At 69.6% G+C, this 19665-nt stretch carries 20 protein-coding genes and 4 pseudogenes; 10 read left to right on the top strand and 14 right to left on the bottom strand.

Annotated features, from left to right (window positions below; genetic code table 11):
• Window positions 1-20 precede the first annotated feature (20 nt).
• Genes ABT254_RS45785 through ABT254_RS45770 form a run of 4 tightly spaced genes read left to right on the top strand, consistent with a single transcriptional unit; the run spans window position 21 to window position 4227 of the window.
• The gene (locus ABT254_RS45785) at window positions 21-845 is read left to right on the top strand and encodes an SDR family NAD(P)-dependent oxidoreductase (RefSeq protein ID WP_351483655.1); all 825 of its coding nucleotides are present in this window, start codon (window positions 21-23) and stop codon (window positions 843-845) included.
• A gap of 47 nt (window positions 846-892) precedes the next feature.
• Window positions 893-2344 carry an aldehyde dehydrogenase family protein gene (locus tag ABT254_RS45780; RefSeq protein WP_351483654.1) on the top strand — a complete coding sequence of 484 codons (1452 nt, stop codon included), beginning with the start codon at window positions 893-895 and terminating at the stop codon, window positions 2342-2344.
• Window positions 2345-2376: 32 nt separating this feature from the next.
• A complete protein-coding gene (locus tag ABT254_RS45775; RefSeq protein ID WP_351483653.1) occupies window positions 2377-3168 on the top strand; it encodes an HpcH/HpaI aldolase family protein in 792 nt (263 codons plus the stop codon).
• 54 nt (window positions 3169-3222) lie between these two features.
• Window positions 3223-4227 (top strand): ketopantoate reductase family protein, encoded by a 1005-nt coding sequence (locus ABT254_RS45770; RefSeq protein ID WP_351483652.1) that lies wholly within the window; start codon window positions 3223-3225, stop codon window positions 4225-4227.
• 34 nt (window positions 4228-4261) lie between these two features.
• Here the strand turns inward: ABT254_RS45770 and ABT254_RS45765 are convergent, their stop codons facing one another.
• The 8 genes from ABT254_RS45765 to ABT254_RS45730 form a co-directional block, all read right to left on the bottom strand.
• Window positions 4262-5119, bottom strand: coding sequence for a hypothetical protein (locus ABT254_RS45765; protein WP_351483651.1), 858 nt, complete (start codon window positions 5117-5119; stop codon window positions 4262-4264).
• Window positions 5120-5153: 34 nt separating this feature from the next.
• A complete protein-coding gene (locus ABT254_RS45760; protein WP_351483650.1) occupies window positions 5154-6587 on the bottom strand; it encodes an MFS transporter in 1434 nt (477 codons plus the stop codon).
• 234 nt (window positions 6588-6821) lie between these two features.
• On the bottom strand, window positions 6822-7691 hold the full coding sequence (locus ABT254_RS45755; protein WP_351483649.1) for a helix-turn-helix transcriptional regulator: 870 nt from the start codon (window positions 7689-7691) through the stop codon (window positions 6822-6824).
• A 93-nt stretch (window positions 7692-7784) separates the two neighbouring features.
• The gene (locus ABT254_RS45750) at window positions 7785-8123 is read right to left on the bottom strand and encodes a MoaF-related domain-containing protein (RefSeq protein ID WP_274243812.1); all 339 of its coding nucleotides are present in this window, start codon (window positions 8121-8123) and stop codon (window positions 7785-7787) included.
• Between the two features lie 53 nt (window positions 8124-8176).
• Window positions 8177-8881, bottom strand: coding sequence for a type 1 glutamine amidotransferase domain-containing protein (locus tag ABT254_RS45745; RefSeq protein ID WP_351483648.1), 705 nt, complete (start codon window positions 8879-8881; stop codon window positions 8177-8179).
• Window positions 8882-8911: 30 nt separating this feature from the next.
• Window positions 8912-9304: a nuclear transport factor 2 family protein gene (locus tag ABT254_RS45740; RefSeq protein ID WP_351483647.1), complete on the bottom strand. Its 393-nt coding sequence runs from the start codon at window positions 9302-9304 to the stop codon at window positions 8912-8914.
• A 36-nt stretch (window positions 9305-9340) separates the two neighbouring features.
• Window positions 9341-9940: a flavodoxin family protein gene (locus ABT254_RS45735; RefSeq protein ID WP_351483646.1), complete on the bottom strand. Its 600-nt coding sequence runs from the start codon at window positions 9938-9940 to the stop codon at window positions 9341-9343.
• Between the two features lie 132 nt (window positions 9941-10072).
• Window positions 10073-10933, bottom strand: a complete 861-nt coding sequence (locus tag ABT254_RS45730) for a helix-turn-helix domain-containing protein (protein WP_351483645.1) — start codon at window positions 10931-10933, stop codon at window positions 10073-10075.
• A 233-nt stretch (window positions 10934-11166) separates the two neighbouring features.
• Between ABT254_RS45730 and ABT254_RS45725 the strand changes: the two genes are divergently transcribed.
• The 5 genes and pseudogenes from ABT254_RS45725 to ABT254_RS45705 all read left to right on the top strand — a co-directional run.
• Window positions 11167-12183, top strand: coding sequence for a zinc-dependent alcohol dehydrogenase family protein (locus tag ABT254_RS45725; RefSeq protein ID WP_351483644.1), 1017 nt, complete (start codon window positions 11167-11169; stop codon window positions 12181-12183).
• A 92-nt stretch (window positions 12184-12275) separates the two neighbouring features.
• The gene (locus ABT254_RS45720) at window positions 12276-12647 is read left to right on the top strand and encodes a DUF2255 family protein (RefSeq protein WP_351483643.1); all 372 of its coding nucleotides are present in this window, start codon (window positions 12276-12278) and stop codon (window positions 12645-12647) included.
• A gap of 34 nt (window positions 12648-12681) precedes the next feature.
• The gene (locus tag ABT254_RS45715; RefSeq protein WP_351483642.1) at window positions 12682-14268 is read left to right on the top strand and encodes a Na+/H+ antiporter; all 1587 of its coding nucleotides are present in this window, start codon (window positions 12682-12684) and stop codon (window positions 14266-14268) included.
• A 24-nt stretch (window positions 14269-14292) separates the two neighbouring features.
• Window positions 14293-15228, top strand: a complete 936-nt coding sequence (locus tag ABT254_RS45710; protein ID WP_351483641.1) for an NADP-dependent oxidoreductase — start codon at window positions 14293-14295, stop codon at window positions 15226-15228.
• A 256-nt stretch (window positions 15229-15484) separates the two neighbouring features.
• Window positions 15485-15742: pseudogene (locus ABT254_RS45705) on the top strand (LLM class flavin-dependent oxidoreductase); the annotation flags it as partial.
• A gap of 78 nt (window positions 15743-15820) precedes the next feature.
• On the opposite strand, the pseudogene ABT254_RS46655 reads toward ABT254_RS45705, so the two are convergent.
• Both ABT254_RS46655 and ABT254_RS45695 read right to left on the bottom strand, forming a co-directional pair.
• Window positions 15821-16009: pseudogene (locus ABT254_RS46655) on the bottom strand (LLM class flavin-dependent oxidoreductase); the annotation flags it as partial.
• A 22-nt stretch (window positions 16010-16031) separates the two neighbouring features.
• Window positions 16032-16409 (bottom strand): annotated as a pseudogene (locus tag ABT254_RS45695) (LLM class flavin-dependent oxidoreductase); the annotation flags it as partial.
• On the opposite strand from ABT254_RS45695, the gene ABT254_RS45690 reads away from it, so the two are divergent.
• Complete coding sequence (locus ABT254_RS45690; RefSeq protein ID WP_351483674.1) at window positions 16297-16623, top strand: hypothetical protein; 327 nt, start codon at window positions 16297-16299, stop codon at window positions 16621-16623. The pseudogene ABT254_RS45695 and the gene ABT254_RS45690 sit on opposite strands and share 113 nt — an antisense overlap.
• A gap of 154 nt (window positions 16624-16777) precedes the next feature.
• Here the strand turns inward: ABT254_RS45690 and ABT254_RS45685 are convergent, their stop codons facing one another.
• From ABT254_RS45685 to ABT254_RS45670, 4 genes and pseudogenes are all read right to left on the bottom strand, one after another.
• Window positions 16778-17650 (bottom strand): CocE/NonD family hydrolase, encoded by an 873-nt coding sequence (locus tag ABT254_RS45685; RefSeq protein WP_351483673.1) that lies wholly within the window; start codon window positions 17648-17650, stop codon window positions 16778-16780.
• Complete coding sequence (locus ABT254_RS45680; RefSeq protein ID WP_351483672.1) at window positions 17622-17888, bottom strand: alpha/beta fold hydrolase; 267 nt, start codon at window positions 17886-17888, stop codon at window positions 17622-17624. The genes ABT254_RS45685 and ABT254_RS45680 overlap by 29 nt, the downstream gene beginning before the upstream one ends.
• 151 nt (window positions 17889-18039) lie before the next feature.
• Window positions 18040-18636, bottom strand: a pseudogene (locus ABT254_RS45675) (IS256 family transposase); the annotation flags it as partial.
• A gap of 256 nt (window positions 18637-18892) precedes the next feature.
• Window positions 18893-19665, bottom strand: a 773-nt coding sequence (locus ABT254_RS45670; protein ID WP_502972154.1) for a chymotrypsin family serine protease, incomplete at its 5' end; no start/stop codon positions are given.

Raw genomic sequence — 19665 nt, 5'->3', positions numbered from 1 at the left:
CGACGCCGTGAGGATCGACGATGACGACGACACCCCTGACTCACACCCCGTACGACTCCGGAGTACCGGCGTCGGCGCGGGACTTCGGCGTCGAGGGGCGGGTCGTCCTCGTCACCGGTGCCGCCCAGGGCATCGGCCGTGAGCTGGCCCGCCAGTTCGCCGCGGCCGGAGCCTTCGCCGTGGTGGCGGACCTCAACGCCGACAAGGCGGAAGCGGTCGTGAAGGAGATCCACGACGCCGGCGGTACCGGCCTGGCCGTCGGGGTGGACGTGGCCGACGAGGCGTCCGTCGCGGCGATGGTCGACACCGTCGTCGGGAGGTGGGGCCGGATCGACACCCTGATCAACAACGCGTCGATCTTCGCGACCATCAAGAAGGGGCCCTTCGACGAGATCCCGGTGGCGGACTGGGAACAGGTGCTGAAGGTCAACGTCACCGGGACCTACCTGTGTGTGCGGGCCGTGGCCCCTCATATGCGCGCGGCGGGCTTCGGCCGCGTCATCAACATCTCGTCCGACTCCGTGACCCGGGGCACCGTCAACTACCTGCACTACGTCACCTCGAAGTCCGCGCTGATCGGTATGACCAACTCCCTGGCGCGCGAGCTGGGCGGCCACGGGATCACCGTCAACTGCGTGCGGCCCGGCATGGTCGCCACGGAGGTCGAGCGCACAGTCAACCCCACCGTCGAGGTCCGTGAACGCGCGGCGGCACAGCAGTGCATCCCGCGCGGGATGGTCCCCACCGACCTGGTCGGCGTCATGTTCTTCCTGGCCGCACCGGCGTCCGCGTTCATCACCGGCCAGACGATCGCGTGCGACGGCGGCTACACCCACAGCAGTTGACCCACCCGACAAGCCACCCCACGCAGTCCGAGGAGACCGAGCCGCCCATGAGGCAGTACCCGCACCTCTACATCGACGGTCGATGGACGGAATCGACCGAGCCCCGCGAAGTGGAGCTCGTCGACCCCACCCGCGAGGAGGCCTTCGCCCGGGTGACTCTGGGGACCGCCGCCGACGCGGACCGCGCGGTCGCCGCGGCCCGACGCGCGTTCGAAAGCTTCTCCACCACCTCCCCCGACGACCGGATCGCGTTGATTGACCGCGTCATCGACGTGTACGAGGCGCACCTCGACGAGTTCTCCGAGCTGATCGCGCGCGAGGTCGGCATTCCCGTCGGCAACCGCGCCCAGGTCACCGGCCCGGCCGAGCACATGAGGGTGGCCCGCGACACCCTGCGCGCGTACCCCTTCGAGGCGCGGGTGGGCGGCGCCGTCGTCCGCCGCGAGCCACTCGGCGTCTGCGCGCTGGTCTCACCGTGGAACTGGCCGATCCAGACCGGCGTCATCAAGGCCGTCTACGCCTTGGCCGCCGGGTGCACGATGGTCGCCAAGCCTAGCCTCAACTCCGCCGCCAGCGGGGCACTGCTGGCCCAGGTGCTGCACGAGGCCGAGGCGCCGCCGGGCGTGTTCAACCTGGTCAACGGCACCGGCCGCGAGGTGGGCGACAGGCTGTCCCACCACCCGGACGTGGACATGATCTCCTTCACCGGCTCCACCGCCGCCGGCAAGCTGGTGGGAGCCGCCGCCGCGGGCACCGTGAAACGGGTCTGCCTCGAACTGGGCGGAAAGTCGGCCAACATCGTGCTGCCCGACGCCGACCTCGAACAGGCCGCCCGCTGGAACATCCGGCGCGCCTTCTTCAACGCCGGTCAGTCCTGCCACGCCCCCAGCCGGATGCTGGTGCACGAGAGCCAGGTCGATCAGGTGGTGCCTTTCCTCGTCGACGAGGCACGCCGCTACCGCCTAGGCGACCCTCTGGAGAGTACGACGACCATGGGACCGGTCGTCAGCGCCGCCCAGTTCAAGTCGATCAGGGACCACATCCAGAGCGGTCTCGACGAGGGCGCCCGTCTCCTCACCGGTGGCGTCGAGCGCCCCGAGGGTCTCGACCGGGGCTATTTCGTGCAGCCCACCGTGTTCACCGGCGTCACACCCGACATGACGATCGCCCGGGAGGAGATCTTCGGCCCCGTCCTGGCCGTCCTGCCCTACCGCGACGAGAACGACGCCCTGCGCATCGCCAACGACTCGCCCTACGGGCTCGGCGGCTATGTCTTCGGCGGCGACCGCGAGAAGGCCCGGCGCGTGGTGAACGGGCTGCGGGCCGGACGGGTCAGCTACAACGGCGCGGCCACGGACTCGTACACCCCCATGGGGGGCTACAAGCAGTCCGGCATCGGCCGCTCGATGGGCCGGTTCGGGCTTGAGGAGTATCTCGAAGTCAAATCCGTGTACGGGTTCGAGGACGAGGCGCAGGGGTTGCCGACCCTGTTCGGCTGAGCCATCCCGAGTCGGTCAGGAGCCGTCAGCACATGAGCAACGAACCCACCCGCCTGCTGCGCAACCCCGCCAAGGAGAAGCTCTCCCGGGGCGAGCCGGTGTTCTCGATGACCATCCGTCTGGTGCGGACCGTCGACATCGCCGCCATCGCCCACACCGCGGGATTCGACTCCGTCTACATCGACATGGAGCACAGCAGCTTCCCCCTGGAGGCCGCGGGCCAGATCTGCATGGCCTGCACCTCCCTGGGCGTCACTCCCCTGGTCCGCGTGCCGGGCCTGGACCCGTTCTTCATCGCCAGGGTCATGGACGCCGGCGCCATGGGGATCGTCGTACCCGGCGTGCAGTCCGCCGACGAGGCGCTCGCCGCGGTGCGTGCTGTCAAGCACGCACCCTTGGGGGAACGTTCCCTGGCGGGCAACGCACCTCAACTGCTCTACCGGTCCCTGCCCGCCGACCAGACCGTCCGTGAACTCGACCAGGCGTCCATGGTGGTGACTCAGATCGAGTCACAGGCCGGGCTGGACGCGGCGGCCGCCATCGCCGCGGTGGACGGGGTGGACATCCTCTTCGTGGGCGCGAGCGACCTCAGCGTCGAACTGGGGGTCCCGGGGCAGGTGGACCACCCCGAGGTGCACAAGGCGTTTCTGCACGTCATCGACGCCTGCCGAGCGCACGGGAAGGCCGTGGGCATCGGCGGACTCGGCGGGCGGCCGGACCTGGTCCGGCAGTATCTGGAACTCGGCGCCGGCTATGTCTCCACCGGCAACGACATCTCCTTCCTCAGCGCCGCCGCGGCACAGAAGCGTCGGCAGTTCGACTGACCCTCCGGCCGACCCACTTCGACCGACCGACTTGTCACGGAACAGGAAGCGCACATGAAGATCTGCGTATTCGGCGCAGGGGCCGTGGGCGGGCACATCGCCGGACGCCTCGCCGCGGCCCAGGCCGAGGTCTCGATCGTCGCACGGGGTGAGCAGCTGGCTGCGATCCGGCGGCAGGGGCTGCGGGTGGAGACCCATGACGGAGAGCTGGTCTCCCACCCGGTCGCCACCGACCGGCCCGGCGACCTGGAGCCTCAGGACCTCGTCATCGTCGCGGTCAAGGCCCCGGCCCTGCCGGCCATCGCCGAGCAGGTCGGTTCGCTGCTCGGCGAGGACGGCCTGGCGCTCTTCGTCATGAACGGCATTCCCTGGTGGTACTTCCACGCCCACGGCGGCCCCTTGGACGGCACCCGTCTCCAACGGCTGGATCCCGGGCGGGTGTTGTGGGACCACGTCGGTCCGGAGCGTGCCGTGGGCGCGGTCGCCTACACCGCGTGCAGCGTGATCGCGCCGGGCGTGATCCGTGCCGAGAACCCGCGCAACCGCCTGGTCGTCGGACGCCCCGACGGCCGGCCCGACGCGAGGCTCGACACCCTGGCGTCGCTCCTGAACCCCAGTGGCCTGGAGACCAGCGTCACGCCGAGGATCCGTGACGCGATCTGGGCCAAGCTGCTGATGAACCTGATCGGGGGCTCGCTGGCCGTGCTGAGCACCTCGCCGATGAAGGACGTCCTCGACAAGCCCGCCATCGCCGGTACCGCGAAGGCGATGGCGGCGGAGGGCGCGGCCATCGCCCGTGCCCTGGGCTGCGACCCGGGCGACCCCTACGAGGGCCTGGGCAAGCTGGCGAAGTCCGGGCATCTCCAGAGCATCGCGCAGGACCTTCAAGCCGGCCGGCCCATGGAGATCGACGCGATGTTCCGCGTCCCCCTCGAACTGGCCGAGCTGATGCAGGTCCCGACCCCCAACCTCGACCTGGTGATCGAACTGGCCACCCAGCGGGCCCGTGCCGCCGGCCAGTATCGCGACACCAGTACCGTCGTCAGCGTGTCCCGGTAATCCGGCCGACCGGAAGGCCGAGGGCCTGCCCCGCTCATCCGTTCGGTAGCGCCTCGCCGGACCGTTCGGATGCCGCTGGCCGACGGCGCCGGTGCCGGACGACCAGGGCGGAGCCTGCGAGCAGGCCGAGGGAGACAAGGCCCAGCCGGCCGGCGAGGGACGGGCAGTCCGAAGGAGTGTCGTAGCCGCCGTCCTCAAGGCCCGCCTGACGCTCGAAGTGGTTGAACGCGCCGGGGAAGAACGCCTCGTCGAGGGCGTAGAGCGCGGGGAACGCGGCGGGCCCGGCGGCGAGGGAGAAGCCCGCCCACTGGTCGGCGTGCCGGGCCTCGTGCTCCGCCAGCCGATGCGTGCGCGGCGATTCCGACTCCATGCGCTGGTCGGTGAGGAAGACCGTGCCGAACATGGTGCCGGCGCGGGCGACGCCGTCGTCCAGGACCACGGCGGTCGTCCCGTTGTCGCCCTGGTACACCTCACCGCCCTGGCTCATGCCGTAGAGGAGGGCAGCCCCGGACACCGGCGCGTTGACCACCGTACGAGCGGCTTCCCACAGACCGGTACCCCCGGCGGCCTGGGATGACGGTGCCGGGCCGGTGCGGAACTCGCCGGCGGAGCCGGCCGCCGCGAAGGACAGCGCGCACACCAGTTGCACCACCGTCCCGGCGACGACCACCGCCACCCGCCACCGGGACGGCACGCGACCGCGCAGTGTTCCCACAGCGGCGAGGACCAGACCGACCAGGCCGCCGCAGATCAGACAGGCGATCCACCACAGCACGCTGAGGGTACGGCGGTGTCGTGGCCGTGCGACGGACGGTGGCCGTCCGTCCGGAACGACCGGCTGCCGCTGAGGGGCGGGCGTGGGGGCGGGACGGGTCAGTGTGGAAGTCGACATGGGGTCGTCTCGGCGTTGGGTAGGGGGACTTCGCTCATCGCACGGCGGAGCGCCGCCGCAGTCGCAGCACCGGGACCAGGTTCAGCAGCAGCCCGATCGCCGCGACGCCGGTGACCAGGTTCAGGCCGGGCCGGTAGGCGGTGAAGTCGGCGCCGCTGTCGCTGGTTCCGGCGAGGACGGCGGTGAGTACGGCGAGCACGAGGGCGGCGCCGACCTGCCCCGAGGTCTGCACCAGGCCGGAGGCGAGGCCCTGTTCCGAGTCGTCGATGCCCTCGGTGGCCTGGGCCATGATGGCGCTGTAGCCGAACGCGAAGCCGCCGCCGAGAAGCAGCAGGGACGGGAACATCGCGGTGAGGTAGTCGGGCGAGGAACCAGCCGTGGCCAGGAACCAGACGTAGCCGAGGGTCAGCGAGGTCATCGAGGCGATGATCATCGGTGCGGTGCCGAAGCGGTCGACGAGCCGGCCGGTGAGCGGCGAGCCGACGGCGACGATCAGGCCGACCGGCAGCAGCGCGAACGCCATGTGCAGCGGCGTCCAGCCGCGTCCGTCCTGGAGGAAGAGCGTCATCATGAACTGGAAGCTGATGTAGGAGCCCATCAGCGCGATCATGCTGAGGTTGGCCCGGACCGTGGTGGCCTGGCGCAGGATGCCGAAGCGAACCAGGGGGTGGCGGACCCGCTGCTCGATCAGGACGAAGGCGACCAGCAGCAGGGCGGCGACGCCGAAGGCGGAGAGGGTCGCCGCGGAGGTCCAGCCCGTGGTGGGGGCGGTGACCACGGCGTACACGGCGAGCAGCATGCCGGCGGTGAGGGTGACCGCCCCGGCCGGGTCCTGACCGCCGGTCTCGGTGCGGCGGTCGCGCGGGATCAGGATCAGGCCGACGACCAGCGCGAGTAGGGCGAGCGGGACCGGCATGAGGAAGGTCCAGCGCCAGCCGAACCCGGTGAGCAGGCCGCCGAGGATCAGGCCCGAGGAGTAGCCGAGGGCGCCGAAGAGACTGAAGACCGACAGGGCCCTGTTGCGCTGCGGGCCCTCCGGGAAGGTCGTCGTGAGGATGGACAGCCCCGCGGGCGCGGTGAAGGCGGCGGCCACGCCCTTGACGAAGCGGGTGGCGATCAGGAGCATGCCGTCGTCGACCAGGCCGCCGAGCAGGGAAGCGGCCGCGAAGACGGCCAGTGCCGCGAGGAAGACGCGGCGGCGGCCGAGGAGGTCGGCGGTGCGTCCGCCGAGCAGCATCAGGCCGCCGTAGCCGAGGACGTAGCCGTTGACGATCCACTGCAGGGAGCCGGTGGCCAGGCCGAGGTCGTGGCCGATGGAGGGCAGGGCGACGCCGACCATGGAGACGTCGAGGCCGTCGAGGAACAGCACGAGGCACAGCACGGCGAGGACAGCCCAGAGGCGGGCGCTCCAGCGCGGCTCGGCGACAGCGACTGGCAGCGTCCCGGGGCGGGACTGGGTCAGGGACATGGGGAGGTGGTTCTCTTTCCTGGCGATGAGCAGGCAGGACGGATGCCTCGGCGCTGAGGGAACCGGTTCTGTCGGTGGGAGAGGGCCAGACCGGGAGCGGGGACGCATGGCGCGGTCGGCCTCGTGACGAGCGTGCCAGGAGAGCCGCACATGAAAAAGGGGAGAGCCTCTTCCTAGGCGCGGGGCGCATAGGAGGAAAGGCTCCCCCTTTTGAAGGGAATACGTGGGCGACGGTCAGGTGGAGCTGTCGCTGGTCGAGCGGCTGGGGTCGGCCGCCCAGGAGGCCAGCATGCGCAGGCTGTCGTGGGTGGGCGTGCCTGCTTCGGCGGTCCATACGATGATCGCCAGGTCGGGGTCGGCAGCCCAGGTGACGGCGTTCCAGTCCAGGTGCAGGTCGCCGACGACGGGGTGGCGCAGGTGTTTGGTGCCGGTGTCTCGTACGGCGACGTTGTGGGCACCCCACCACTGGCGGAACTGCTCGTCCCGCACCGAGAGTTCACCGACCAGCGCGGCGAGCTGCGGATCCCCGGGGTTGTTGGTGTTGTGCATCCGCATCTGCGCGATGGCCAGCCGGGTGACGCCCTCCCAGTCTGCGTACAGCTCGCGCATCGCGGGGTTGGTGATGAGCAGCCTTATGTAGTAGCGCTGCTTCTCGGGGATCTTCCCGAAGTCGGTGATGAGGGCGGCGCCCATGGCGTTCCAGGCGACGATCTCGGTGCGGGGGCCGATCACGAATGCGGGGGTGTGCGCCATGTCGTCGAGCATGCGCTGCAGCTGCGGCTGCGCCTTGGGGCGCGACGGCCGGCGGGGCGGGCGGAATTCGTCCTTGGCCGCGAGCTCGTACAGGTAGGCGCGCTGGTCCTGGTCCAGGCGCAGCACGCGGGCCAGGGCTTCCAGCACGGAAGGCGAGGGCTGGATGCGGCCCTGTTCGAGGCGGGCGTAGTAGTCGGTGCTGATGGCCGCCAGGACGGCGACCTCCTCACGACGCAGTCCTGCGACACGACGCGAGCCGCCGTCGGGCAGGCCGACGGCGGCCGGGTCGAGCTCGGCGCGGCGCGCCTTGAGGAATTCCCCCAGATCATGGCGGTGAGGATCGCGGTTCATGCCCTCACCTTGGCATCGGAAAGCCGCGTTGTCAGGGGGAGAGATTTGTCCCTGGAAGTCCTCACCGTCCAGGGGACGTGATGCCCCGCGGGATCAGCGGACGCGGGTCCACTTTCCGTGGAGCTGGACGAACTCGCCACCGATGACGGAGCTGGCCATGCAGGTGCCCTCGGTGTAGTCCTCGATGTGGGTGACGTGGTCACCGGCGTCGGGTTCGGTCCAGCGGACGACGTACAGGCCGTCCCGGAGCTGGGTGGTGGTGTACTCCATCGTCTGCTTGCGGCCCTTGATGGCGCCGCCCGTGACCTCGAAGCTGACCTGGGTCGCCGATTCGAAGGTGATCTCCACCGTGAAGTGGCCGAGCGGGGTGTCGGGGCCGAGGTCCGCGAGCCAGGTCTGGCCGACGCTGGGAAGAGTCGCGTTGCTGTCCATCGGTACTACCTCTTTCTTGAAGCCTTGGAGCCTTTGAGCGGATGTGCGGGGTGTCATCGGCCGAGTGTCTTGACGACTTCCTGGGCCAGGGGGACGGCCGAGGCCGGGTTCTGGCCCGTGATGAGGGTGCGGTCCACCTCCAGGTGGGGCGCGAAGTTCTCCTCGCCCTTGTGGTAGTCCGCGCCGACATCGGAGATGAGACGGTCCTGGAGCAGCCACTTCGCCCGGTCGGCGAGGCCGTTCTGGATTTCCTCGGAGTTGGACAGGCCGGTGAGGCGGTAGCCGGCGAACGGGGACTTGCCGTCGGCGTCCACGGTGGACAGCAGCGCGGCAGGACCGTGGCAGACCAGCGAGACGATCTTGCCGGAGGCGAGCCAGTCGCTGAGCAGCTTGCCCGCCGCGGGGTCGTCGGAGAGGTCCTCCATCGGGCCCCAGCCGCCGGGGACGAACACGGCGTCGTAGTCGTCGATGTTCACGTCCTCGATGCGGATCGGGTTGGCCAGCTCGGTGGCCTCCTTGAGAGCGGTCCGCATCTTCTCGGCGCCCTCTTCACCGCCGTTGAAGTCCGGGGTGAGGCTGAGCGCGTCCGGGGTCGGCGGGACGCCGCCCGGGGTGGCCGCGGCGATCTCGTAGCCGGCCTCCTTGAAGACGCCGTACGGGCCGATGGCCTCCTCGGCCCAGAAGCCGGCCGGCTGCTCGAACCCGTCGGCCAGGGTCCAGTGGTCGGCTGCGGTGATGAGAAAGAGGATCTTCGCCATGGGGGTTGCTCCTGGGATGGGTGCGGGCGGTCAGTTACCGGCGGCCTGCTGGACGATGTGGCTGTCGGCGGCCTGGACGAGCTCGGTGAGCTTGCCGCCCGCCACCTTCCACAGGTGGATGAAGCGGGCGTCGAACTCCTCGCCGGACTTGGACACCCCGTGGTAGTGGCCGCGCACGAAGACGTGGTCGCCGTCGGCGCCGTAGAACTCCTCGGCGACCGCACCGAAGGAGGTGAAGCGGGGCGCGAGGCGGCCGAAGAAGTCGCCTCCGGCGCTCGCCCAGGTCTTGTAGACGCCGCCGTAGGGGAAGCCGGGGGTGATGTCCCAGACGATCTCGGGGTCGATGACCTCGGCGACGACGTCCGGGGCCATGCCGGAGTCGTAGAGACGGCGGACGAGGGCGACGTTAGGAGAGTCGGACATGTTGCGCTCCTTTGGAGATATACAGGCGGACTTGTCTCAGGCGGCGAGAGCGGCGCGGCCCGCGCGGAAGAAAGCGGTCTGCTGGGCGACGCGGGCCCCGAGGCCCTCGGCGGTGGCGATGTCCGACTTGTGGACGGCCTCCGGACCAGCATCGGTGGGAGTCTGGGCGCCCGCGCCGACGAAGTAGCCCAAACGGTTGATGTCGTCCTCGCTGCCCTGCGTGGAGGCCCAGCCCGGCTGCACACCCAGGCTGACCCAGTGCATCCCGTGCTGGGCGGCCATCGTGAAGAAGTAGCCCAGAGTCGAGGACTTGTCGCCGTTCTTGGCACCGGAGTTGGTGAAGCCGGCAGCGATCTTGTCCACCCAGCTCTGGGTGAACCAGCGCTTGCTGCTGGCCTCGGCGAAGGCGTGGAAGGCGGCGGACGCGGTGCCCATGTAGGTGGGGGCACCGAAGATGATCGCGTCGGCGGCGTCCAGCTGCGCCCACTGCTCGTCGGTGATCGTGTCCACGGGGATCGAGATCACCTCGGCACCGGCTTCGGCGGCGCCGCGCGCCACGGCCTCGGCTATGACGGCGGTGTGGCCGTAGCCGGAATGGAAGGCGACGGCGACAGTGGGGCGAGAGGTGGAGGACATAGGGGTGTTGCTCCTCGAAAGGGATTTCTGAATCGTGCCCCAGAAGCATGGCACGGAATTCAAAAGCAAAGGTAGGAAGGATTAGTCCCTGGCTTTACCGTCCCTGTCTTGCACCGGGACCACCTGCCGCTTTTACGAATTCATGACGGAGGCCGCCGCCCAGGAAGCAAGGAAGCGCAGACCCTCGTACGCACGCGAGTCGGGCTCGGCGCTCCAGACGATCAACTGCTGATCGGGGTCGGCCGCACAGGTGAGGGCGTCCCAGGCGAGGGAGAGTTCACCGGCGACCGGGTGGTGGAACACCTTGGTGCCACCGGTGCGGGGCACCACAGGGCGGCCTCCCCACCACTGGCGGAACTGCTCGTCCCGCAACGACAGCTCACCGACGAGGTCAGCCAGCGTCCGGTCATCGGGGCAGACCGCGGCCTGCTGCCGCAGCACAGCCGCGGCGTTGCGGGCGGAACCCTCCCAGTCGGCGTACAGCGTTCTCAGGGCAGGGTCGGTGAAGAGCTGCCGGATGTAGTTGCGCTGCCGCTGGGGGATCTTCGCGAAGTCGGTGCCGAACAGGGCGGTGGCCATCGGGTTCCACGCCAGGATGTCCAGGTGCCGGCCCAGGATGACGGCGGGGGACACGCTGAGATCGTTCAGCACGGTACGCAGCCGGGGGTGCGCCTTCTGCGGGGCCCGCCGGCGCGGCGCCCGGCCGGTCTCCCTTCCGGCCAGCTCGAACAGATGGTCCCGCTGGTCGTCACTGAGGTGCAGCACCCGGACGAGTTCGGACAGCACAGACGCCGAGGGGACCATACGGCCCTGCTCCAGGCGGGTGTAGTAGTTGGTACTGATGGCCGCCAATACGGCCACCTCGTCCCGGCGCAGGCCGGCCACACGCCGGCGCCGGTCGGTTTCGGGCAGACCGACCGTGCGGGGGCTGAGCTCGGCCCGGCGGGCCTTCAAGAATTGACCCAGCTCCTTACGGTGCGCGCTGCTGTTCATACTGGCCAGTCTGCGCCGTCCGCCACTCGGCTGGGTAGGAAGGTTTTATCCCTGGATACATCCCTCCGGGGGTGGAATTCTCCTCTGTACGGGCCTTGCGGGCGGCGACAGAGTTAGAGACTGAGAATTACTTTCACAGGCCGGCGGCGATTCTGTACAGCCTTTTGGTCGCCGTCGAATCCGGCTCGTCCCGGGTGACGCCGCTGCCCGAGAAACTCATCAGGAGAAAAGTCATGCGCGCAACCGTGATCCACGCCCCCGGCGACATCCGCGTGGAGGACGCCCCCGAGCCCAAGATCCTCACCCCGACGGACGCGATCATCCGCACGGTCGCCACCTGTGTCTGCGGCTCGGACCTGTGGCCCTACCGCGGTCTGGAGCCGGTCGGCGACCCGCACCCGATGGGCCACGAGTACGTCGGCATCGTCGAAGAGGTCGGCAGCGACGTCTCCAACGTCAAGCCGGGCCAGTTCGTGGTCGGCTCCTTCGCCACCTCGGACAACACCTGCGCCAATTGCCAGAAGGGCTGGCAGTCCTCCTGCCTGAACCGCGAGTTCATGGGCACCTGCCAGGCCGAGTACGTCCGTATCCCCAACGCCCACGGCACCCTGGTCGCCACCGACGAGCACCCGTCCGACGAACTGGTGCCGAGCCTGCTGGCCGTCTCCGACGTCATGGGCACCGGCTGGTACGCCGCCCTCGCCGCCGAGGTCAAGCCGGGCTCGACGGCCGTCGTGGTCGGTGACGGAGCCGTCGGCCTGTGCGGCGTCATCGCCGCCAAGGAACTCGGCGCGGAGCGCATCATCGCGATGTCCCGCCACGAGTCCCGGCAGAAGCTCGCCCTGGAGTTCGGCGCCACCGACATCGTCAGCGAGCGCGGCGAGGAAGGCATCGCCCGCATCAAGGACCTCACCGGCGGCATCGGCGCCGACTCCGTCCTGGAGTGCGTCGGCACCTCCCAGTCCATGAGCCAGGCCCTGCACTCCGCCCGCCCCGGCGGCAACGTCGGCTTCGTCGGCGTCCCGCACGAGGTGGCCGTCGACGGCCAGGAACTGTTCTTCTCCCAGGTCGGCCTGCGCGGCGGCCCGGCCCCTGTCCGCCGCTACCTGCCCGAGCTGATCGACCTGGTGCTGTCCGGCCACATCAACCCGGGCAAGGTCTTCGACCTCACCCTGCCGCTGGAGCAGGTCGCCGAGGGCTACAAGGCGATGGACGAACGCCGCGCCATCAAGGCCCTCCTCACTCCCTGACCCGCCCCGATCGCCTCGTGGGCGTGAGCTGCGCAGGCCGCGCTCACGCCCACGAGGGCACCCCGCCACACGATCGCAGAGGAGGCAAGCCCATGACGGTCTGGACGAACGACGAACTGACTCGGATCGAGCACGCCGAGGAACTTCAGATCGCCCCCGCGCGCGCCGACGGAACGCCACGCACACCCGTGCCCATCTGGGTTGTCCGCGACGGCGATGACCTCTACGTCCGCTCCTTCCGCGGCAGCGCCGGTGCCTGGTACCGGGCGGCCCGGGCCAGCCACGAGGGGCGTATCCGCTCCGGCGGCGTCGACAAGGACGTCACCCTCGTCGAGGTCACCGACCCCGGCGTCAATGACCGCATCGACGCCGCCTACCGCGCCAAGTACGGCCGCTACGGAGCGAGTTACGTCGACCCCATGGTCGCCTCGCGGGACACGACCCTGAAGCTCGCTCCCCGCTGAACAGCGGCTCTTTCCCCCCTCCAGGAGAAGTACCTTGCTCGGTCTCGAACTCGTCGTGGTCCTGGGCGTGGCCGTCCTCGTGGGCAACGTCGTGGGACAGCGTCTCGGCATCGCACCGCCCGTCGTCCTGCTCGTGACGGGCGTACTCCTGGGGTTCATCCCAGCGGTACGGGAGGCCCAACTGCCCCCAGAGGTCGTGCTGTTGCTCTTCCTCCCGGTGCTACTCTACTGGGAGAGCCTGACCACCTCCCTGCGGGAGATCCGCACCAACCTGCGCGGCATCGTGCAGTTGAGCACGGTTCTCGTGATCCTCACCGCCTGGGCCGTCGCCGCGACGGGACACGCCCTCGGCCTGCCATGGGGGCCCGCGTGGGTGCTCGGTGCCGCCTTGGCGCCCACGGACGCCACCGCGGTCGGCGTCCTCGCTCGCGCCCTGCCGCGCCGCCAGGTCACCGTCCTGCGCGCGGAAAGCCTGATCAACGACGGCACGGCCCTGGTCGTCTACGGGCTCGCCGTCGGCATCACGGCCGGCGAGGAACACCTGAGCATGCCGCACGTGGGCGGGCTGTTCCTGCTCGCGTACGGCGGTGGCGCGGCCGTCGGGGTCGCGGTCGCGTGGGTCAACATGAACCTGCGGCGCCGCCTGAAGGACCCGCTGCTCGGCAACCTGGTCATGATCCTGGCGCCCTTCACCGCTTATCTGCTGGCCGAACTGATCGAGGCATCCGGTGTCCTCGCGGTGGTGGTCAGTGGCCTGATCATGTCCCAGGTGGCCCCGCGCATCATCCAGGCCCAACACCGCACGCAGGCCCTGGCGTTCTGGCCGCTGGCCACCTTCCTCATCAACGGGGCTCTGTTCGTCCTGGTCGGGGTGGAACTCCAGTACGCCGTCCGCGACCTCAACCGTGCCGATCTCCAGGACGCGCTGATCGCGATCGGAGCCATCTGCCTTGTCCTCGTGGCCGTGCGCTTCGCGTTCCTGTACGCCTCCACCTACCTGGTCCGCGCCCTCGATCGCCGCCCCCAGCAACGATCGCTCCGCGTCGGTCACCGGACCAGGGTGGTCAGCGGACTGGCCGGGTTCCGGGGCGCGGTCTCCCTCGCGATGGTGCTCTCGGTGCCGCAGACCCTCGACTCGGGTGAGGCGTTCCCCGACCGCAGCTTCATCGTCTTCGTCACCTCCGGCGTCATCCTCGTGACCCTGGTGGTGCAGGGTCTACTGCTGCCGGTCGCGGTCAGGTGGGCGAAACTGCCGCCCGACACCTCTGTCGACGAGGAGCACGACCTCGCCGAGACCACCGCCATCGAAGAGGCGATCAAGGCGATGCCCCAGCTCGTCACCGACCTGCGGAGCGATCCGAAGATCGCCGAGTGGCTCCGGCAGGAGTACGAGGCCCATTTGGCATCCGTCCGTGCCAGGAGCACGGGCGCCCACGACGACCCCGCCGTACGCCAGCACCAGGACTACCTCGCACTGCGCCTGGCCCTCATCGCCAACAAACGCGCCACCGTCGTCCGGCTCCGCGACGAACGACAGATCGACGACACCGTACTGCGCCGCCTGCAGGCCGCCCTCGACAGCGAAGAGGTCCGCCTGTCCGGGGGCGCGGCGAGCGAATGAACCATCCCTGAGGAGAAACCTGTCATGAAGGCCGTAGGACTGATGGAATTCGGCGGGCCCGAGGTGCTGCGGGTCCTGGAGCTACCGGTCCCGGAAGCCGGGCCGGGCGAGATACGGATACGAGTGCGCGCGGCGGCGGTCAACCCCGTCGACGCGCTGGTGCGCCGTGGCATCGCCTTCGTCGCCGACGCCGAGCCGCCGTACGTTCCCGGGATGGACGCCGCCGGTGTCGTCGAGCAGATCGGGGCAGGGACCGACACCGACCTGAGGGTCGGTGACCGGGTCATGGCCGTGGTGGTCGTCTCCGGCACGCACGGAGCGTACGCCGAGCAGCTCGTCGTCCCCGCCGAGTCGGTCGTCCGCGCACCGGCGGGCACCACCGACGTCGAGGCCGCCACCCTGCCGATGAACGGGCTCACCGCCCGGATGGCGCTGGATCTGCTGGAACTTCCCGTAGGCGCCACCGTGGCGGTCACTGGAGCGGCCGGCGCCGTCGGTGGCCTTGCCGTCCAGCTGGCCAAGGCCGACGGGTTCCGGGTGATCGCCGACGCGGCGGCCAAGGACGAGCAGCTGGTCAAGGAGCTCGGCGCGGACGTCGTACTGCCGCGCGGCGCCGAGTTCCCGGACCTGGTACGCAAGGAGGTACCCGAGGGGGTCGACGGACTGGTCGACACCGCGGGCATCGCCGCTCAGGCCCTCCGCGCCGTGCGCGACGGCGGCCGGGTGGCCTCGTCGGTCGGCGGCACCCAGGTGCCCGACGAACGCGGCATCGAGACCCGGTTCACGTTCGTGCCACAGTACGCACGTGAGCACGCCAAGCTCGACCGCCTGCGCGAACTGACGGAGGCGGACCGGCTCACCTCGCGCGTCGCGCGGACGCTGCCGGCCGAACAGGCCGTCGAAGCACACCAGTTGCTGGAGGCGGGCGGCCGCCGGGGACGGGTGGTGCTCACCTTCTGAGCAGACCACAGCGCAGAAGGCGCTGCTCACCTGCCACCGAAGTCCACTGACCGACTTCAAAGGGCGCCTGAACTGGGTTCACACTCGCCAGGCGCCCCTCGTGGTCTCGGGGATGCCGCACTGGTCCCTCCATCGGCGCGACGGCCCCTCCCCGACATCTGTGACGCGCAGCCCGCTTGCCCTGCCATGCCAAATCCAGTAGCTCGTAGAGCACCATTGGACGCGAGTGAGCGCTTGGCCGCAGAGATGGGGAAGAATGTGGATCACTTCGGGTGAGCATGGCGTACGAGATCGAGGTGCGGGCCGTTCTCGCAAGGTCGAGCAACACACCTTCGAGAGCCTGTTCGAGCAGGCCACGCTGGCCGACGGGCTCGGGTACGAGGCCGTGTGGATGGTCGAGCACCACTTCACCCGCGGCTTCGCCCACTCCTCCGCACCTGCCCTCGTCCTGGCCGCGCTGTCCCGCGTCCCCCAGCGCCTCAGGCTCGCCCTGGGCGTGATGCTGCTGGCAGGAAGTTCTCCAGCCCCCCGTCCTCGGGGGCGGCGCACTGCCGTCGGGCAGCACCCGCTGTGCGAGGTTGGCGACGTCCGCCTCCCGAGTGGTGCAGTGCTCGCCCTCGAAGGGGAACGGCTCGTCCATCCAGCGGCCCCTCATCACCGCCAGCGACTCCTTGAGCCGGGAGAATCGGTCCGTGGGAGCGGCGAACCGGAGGCCGGTGGCGTCGTAGTGATTGCGCATCCAGCAGGTGCCGATGCCCAGCTCGAACCTGCCGTCGGACAGGACCTCGATCGAGGGTCGCGGCCTCCTTGGCCAGGACTACGGGGTGGCGGCGGTCGTTGGAGAAGACCATCGTGCCGATCCGTAGCCGGGTCGTGGTGTCGGCAGCGGCCATCATCGCGGCGCCCGGGGCGAAGCGGGGCCCCACGAAATGATCGGGAACCAGCAGGACGTCGAATCCCGCGTCCGTGAGACGGCGTGCGCTGTCCGTCCGCTTCTTGCCGGACGAGGTGCGACGGACGACGGCTTCAAACCCACAACGGGCGTGGAGTTCATGGGCGGCGTGACCCTTGGACCCCCTCAATCCGCTCGGGAGCGAGGACGTCACCGTCGCGATGGTCGAGCGCAGCCGGTGCGGCGGGTTCGTCCACGACGCGGCGGCCGGTGCGCTCGCCGCCGACATCGCTTCGCAACTGCCTGACATGACAAGGTGGTTGCGCCCGGGTGACGACGTGGTCGACCTGGACCGGCTCACTGAGCAGCTGGCGGACCGGGCGCCGGAACTCGGCGCCTTCCACGAGGACGGACTCGCCCTCATCCTCGCCTCCGGCACGACAGGGCTGCCCAAGGCCGTCGTCCACACGCACGCGAGAATCCCGGCCGCAGCTCAGCGATGACTCGACATCGCACACGGTGACCGGTCCGCCTTCCGTACCGGACCGATCATCTGCGGCGTCGGCTACTTCGCCATCGCGGGCTCCTCTCTACGCCGGGATGCCGCTGCCGGTGGAGACGACTTCGGTCCTCTGCCCGGCACGCGGCACCCGCAGGTCAGAGTGTGCCGACCACGATCCGGCTCGGGAAGTCCTCGCCAAGGTGGAGGGTCTGGTGGGCGACGGCGGTCTCGGCCGAGTCGTGGGCGAGCAGGCCGGTGTTGAGGTTGCGGTCCCACCGGGGGTGGCAGCTGGACGTCACCTGGACGCGCAACCGCTCCCCCGGGGCCAGCGTGCAGTTCCACAGGCTGACCGTGAACTCGTACACCTTCCCCGGCTTGAGCGGTGTCGGCGGGTGGCCGGGGCGGTAGCCGCCAGTGGCGTAGCTGTCGCGCCACGAGGCCCGCACGATGCCGTCGTTGAGCGCGATCGAGACTCCGTCCGGTGAGACCTTGCAGAGCCGGACCACGAAGTCGGTGTCCGGGGCGCTGGAGGAGGCGTGGAAAACGGCGCGGACCTCGCCGAAGAGGGTCAGCGATTCGGCGAGGGGCTCGGAGGTGAAGGTGACGACGTCGTCCCGCGCCTCGACGCTCCGCTCGTCGGCCGGGCCCGGCCGGAAGCCGTGGATCATCGTGGCACCGCCCACGGTCGGTACGGGGCTGAGCGGGTCGTAGTCGTAGGCGGCACAGGAGTTGCCCCCGGGCCGGTCGAGAAGTCGGCTGTCGTCGGCCAGGTACCAGGTGCGGTGCCCGGCGGGACCGGGAAGCCGCTCGAAGCCGTGCCAGCGGTTCTCCCCGAGGAAGTACAGGAGCACGGGCGGGATGCGGCGCAGCGCGGTATCGTCGTCCTTGAGGACGGCGTCGTACCAGGCGATGTGCATCGCGTTGAGGTCGCCGTAGCCGCCCATAGCGCCGGACGAGGCGGCGATGCCGAGGCTGAGGTCGGGGAAGTCACCGGAGAAGTCACTGTGCGCCCAAGGCCCGACGACCAGTCGCGGGGGCGGGAGGCAGCGTCTCCCCCTGATCGGGCACGAACGCGGCCACGTACACCAGCGCCTTCACGTTCGGGTTGCCGGTCGCGGCGTTCGTGACGACGATCCCGCCGTAGGAATGCGCGACGAGGACGATCGGGCCGCTGAGGGTCGCGAGGATGCCGGCCAGATAGGCGGAGTCGGAGGCCACGCTGCGCAAGGGGTTCGGCGGTGCGATGACCGGATAGCCGTCGCGGATGAGCCGGGAGGCGACCTCGTTCCAGCCGGAGGCGTCGGCGAACGCGCAGTGAGGACATCACCGTCGGCGAGAAACCGGGAGCACGGCTCACGTGATCGTCCGCGACGGCCGCCAGGTCCTCATTCCGGCACCGCGCCCCGATGATGGGTAGGGCGGTCTCGTCGGTATCTGACTCGATCGGGTGGAGGCGGGCCTTGGCCGGCAGGTCGAGTCCCATGTAGCGGCGGGCCTCGGTCCATTCGTCGTTCTGCTCGGCCAAGACCGCGCCGACCAGGCGGATCAGGGCGGTGCGGTCGGGGAAGATGCCGACGACGTCGGTGCGACGCCTGATCTCCTTGTTCAGCCGCTCTTGCGGGTTGTTGGACCAGATCTGCCGCCAGCTCTCGCGCGGGAACGCAGTGAACGCAGTGAACGCCAGAAGATCGTGCTGCGCGGTGTCCAAGTGGGCTGCTGCATTGGGGAACTTGGCTTCCAGGGCGTCCAGCACGTGCCGCATCTGGGCCTGGACGGCGTCGGTGTCGGGCTGTTCGAAGACGGTCCGCAGCAGCGTGGCCACCCACGGCTGGGCGGACTTGGGCACCTGGCTCAGCAACGCACGGGCGTAGTGAGTGCGGCAGCGCTGCCACGAAGCGCCGGGCAACACAGCACCGATCGCGTTGACCAGGCCTGCATGGGCGTCGGAGACGACCAGCTGGACGCCGGACAGACCCCGCGCGACCAGGGAGCGCAGGAAGGCCAGCCAGCCGGCGAGGATTGGAAACGATTACACACGGATGACGCAAGACCCTGAGACCGGATCGTGATGCGGCGCGCGACCTACTCGGTCTGGATCGACTCAATAGCGGACGACCTTGCGGCGTGGGGCGCACGGCTCCCGGATCTCCTGGTCGGGCGCCGACGACGGCAAGGAGGAATCGTGAGGCCCGTCGGCTTCGACCGGCGGGCACGGTGACGGCGGCGGGCGGAGATGTTCCGCCTGCCGCCGTCCTCGCGGGCGCTGCCGGTCAGGTCGTGAGCGCGGTGCCCGACTCGTTCAGAATGGCGTTCACCTTCACGCCGATCATCTGGCCCCCGATGGCGCCATGGTTGAGACCGACGAGCATGGCTCCGCTGTCGGTCGTGTCCGGTTCGTAGATGGGGGCACCGGAGTCGCCGTGCGTCGTCATCTGCCCGTTGCAGTAGCAGGGGTTGTTGGTTCCGCCGCGTGCGAACAGGAACCCGTTGCCGTTGGAGATGCCGAAGGCCGAATTGGGGCTGGAGATGCTGAACCTGTCGTTGGTGATCTTATGGCCGCAGTGGTTGAAGGTGGTCTGTCCGCTCACGCACACCTTGACGCCGACGCGTGCCGTCCGCGTGGTGTAGATGAAGTGCGTCGCGGTGCTGTCGTGGGTGCCGCCGGTGTAGATGTTGTGCGTGTAGCTTCCGTTGCCGATGAGCTCGAAGTCGTTGTCGTTGAACCTGAACCTGACGACACCGAGCGTCGGGCCGCCCACCCGCCCGCTCCAGACGACGTTGCCGTTGGGGAAGCAGTGAGCCGCGGTCACCATGTACTGGTCGCTGGCGCGTGTGCGGTTGTGTACGGCGAAGCCGGAGGTGCAGGTAGCCCCGCCGTTGGTTATCGAGGCGCCTCCGGAGAAGGGGGACGTGTCGTTGAACCGGGTGGACTGCAACTCGAACCGTTCCTGCTTGACCTCGATGGCGCCCGGGTAGGTGCCGAGCAGTTTGCCGAGGTCGGACAGGGGCGCGTCGGTGATCAGTGACACCTTGTCGGTGGTGC

The organism is Streptomyces sp. NPDC001137 (assembly GCF_040298885.1).
Classification (GTDB): Bacteria; Actinomycetota; Actinomycetes; order Streptomycetales; family Streptomycetaceae; genus Streptomyces.
This window is presented reverse-complemented; position numbering and strand designations above follow the sequence as displayed.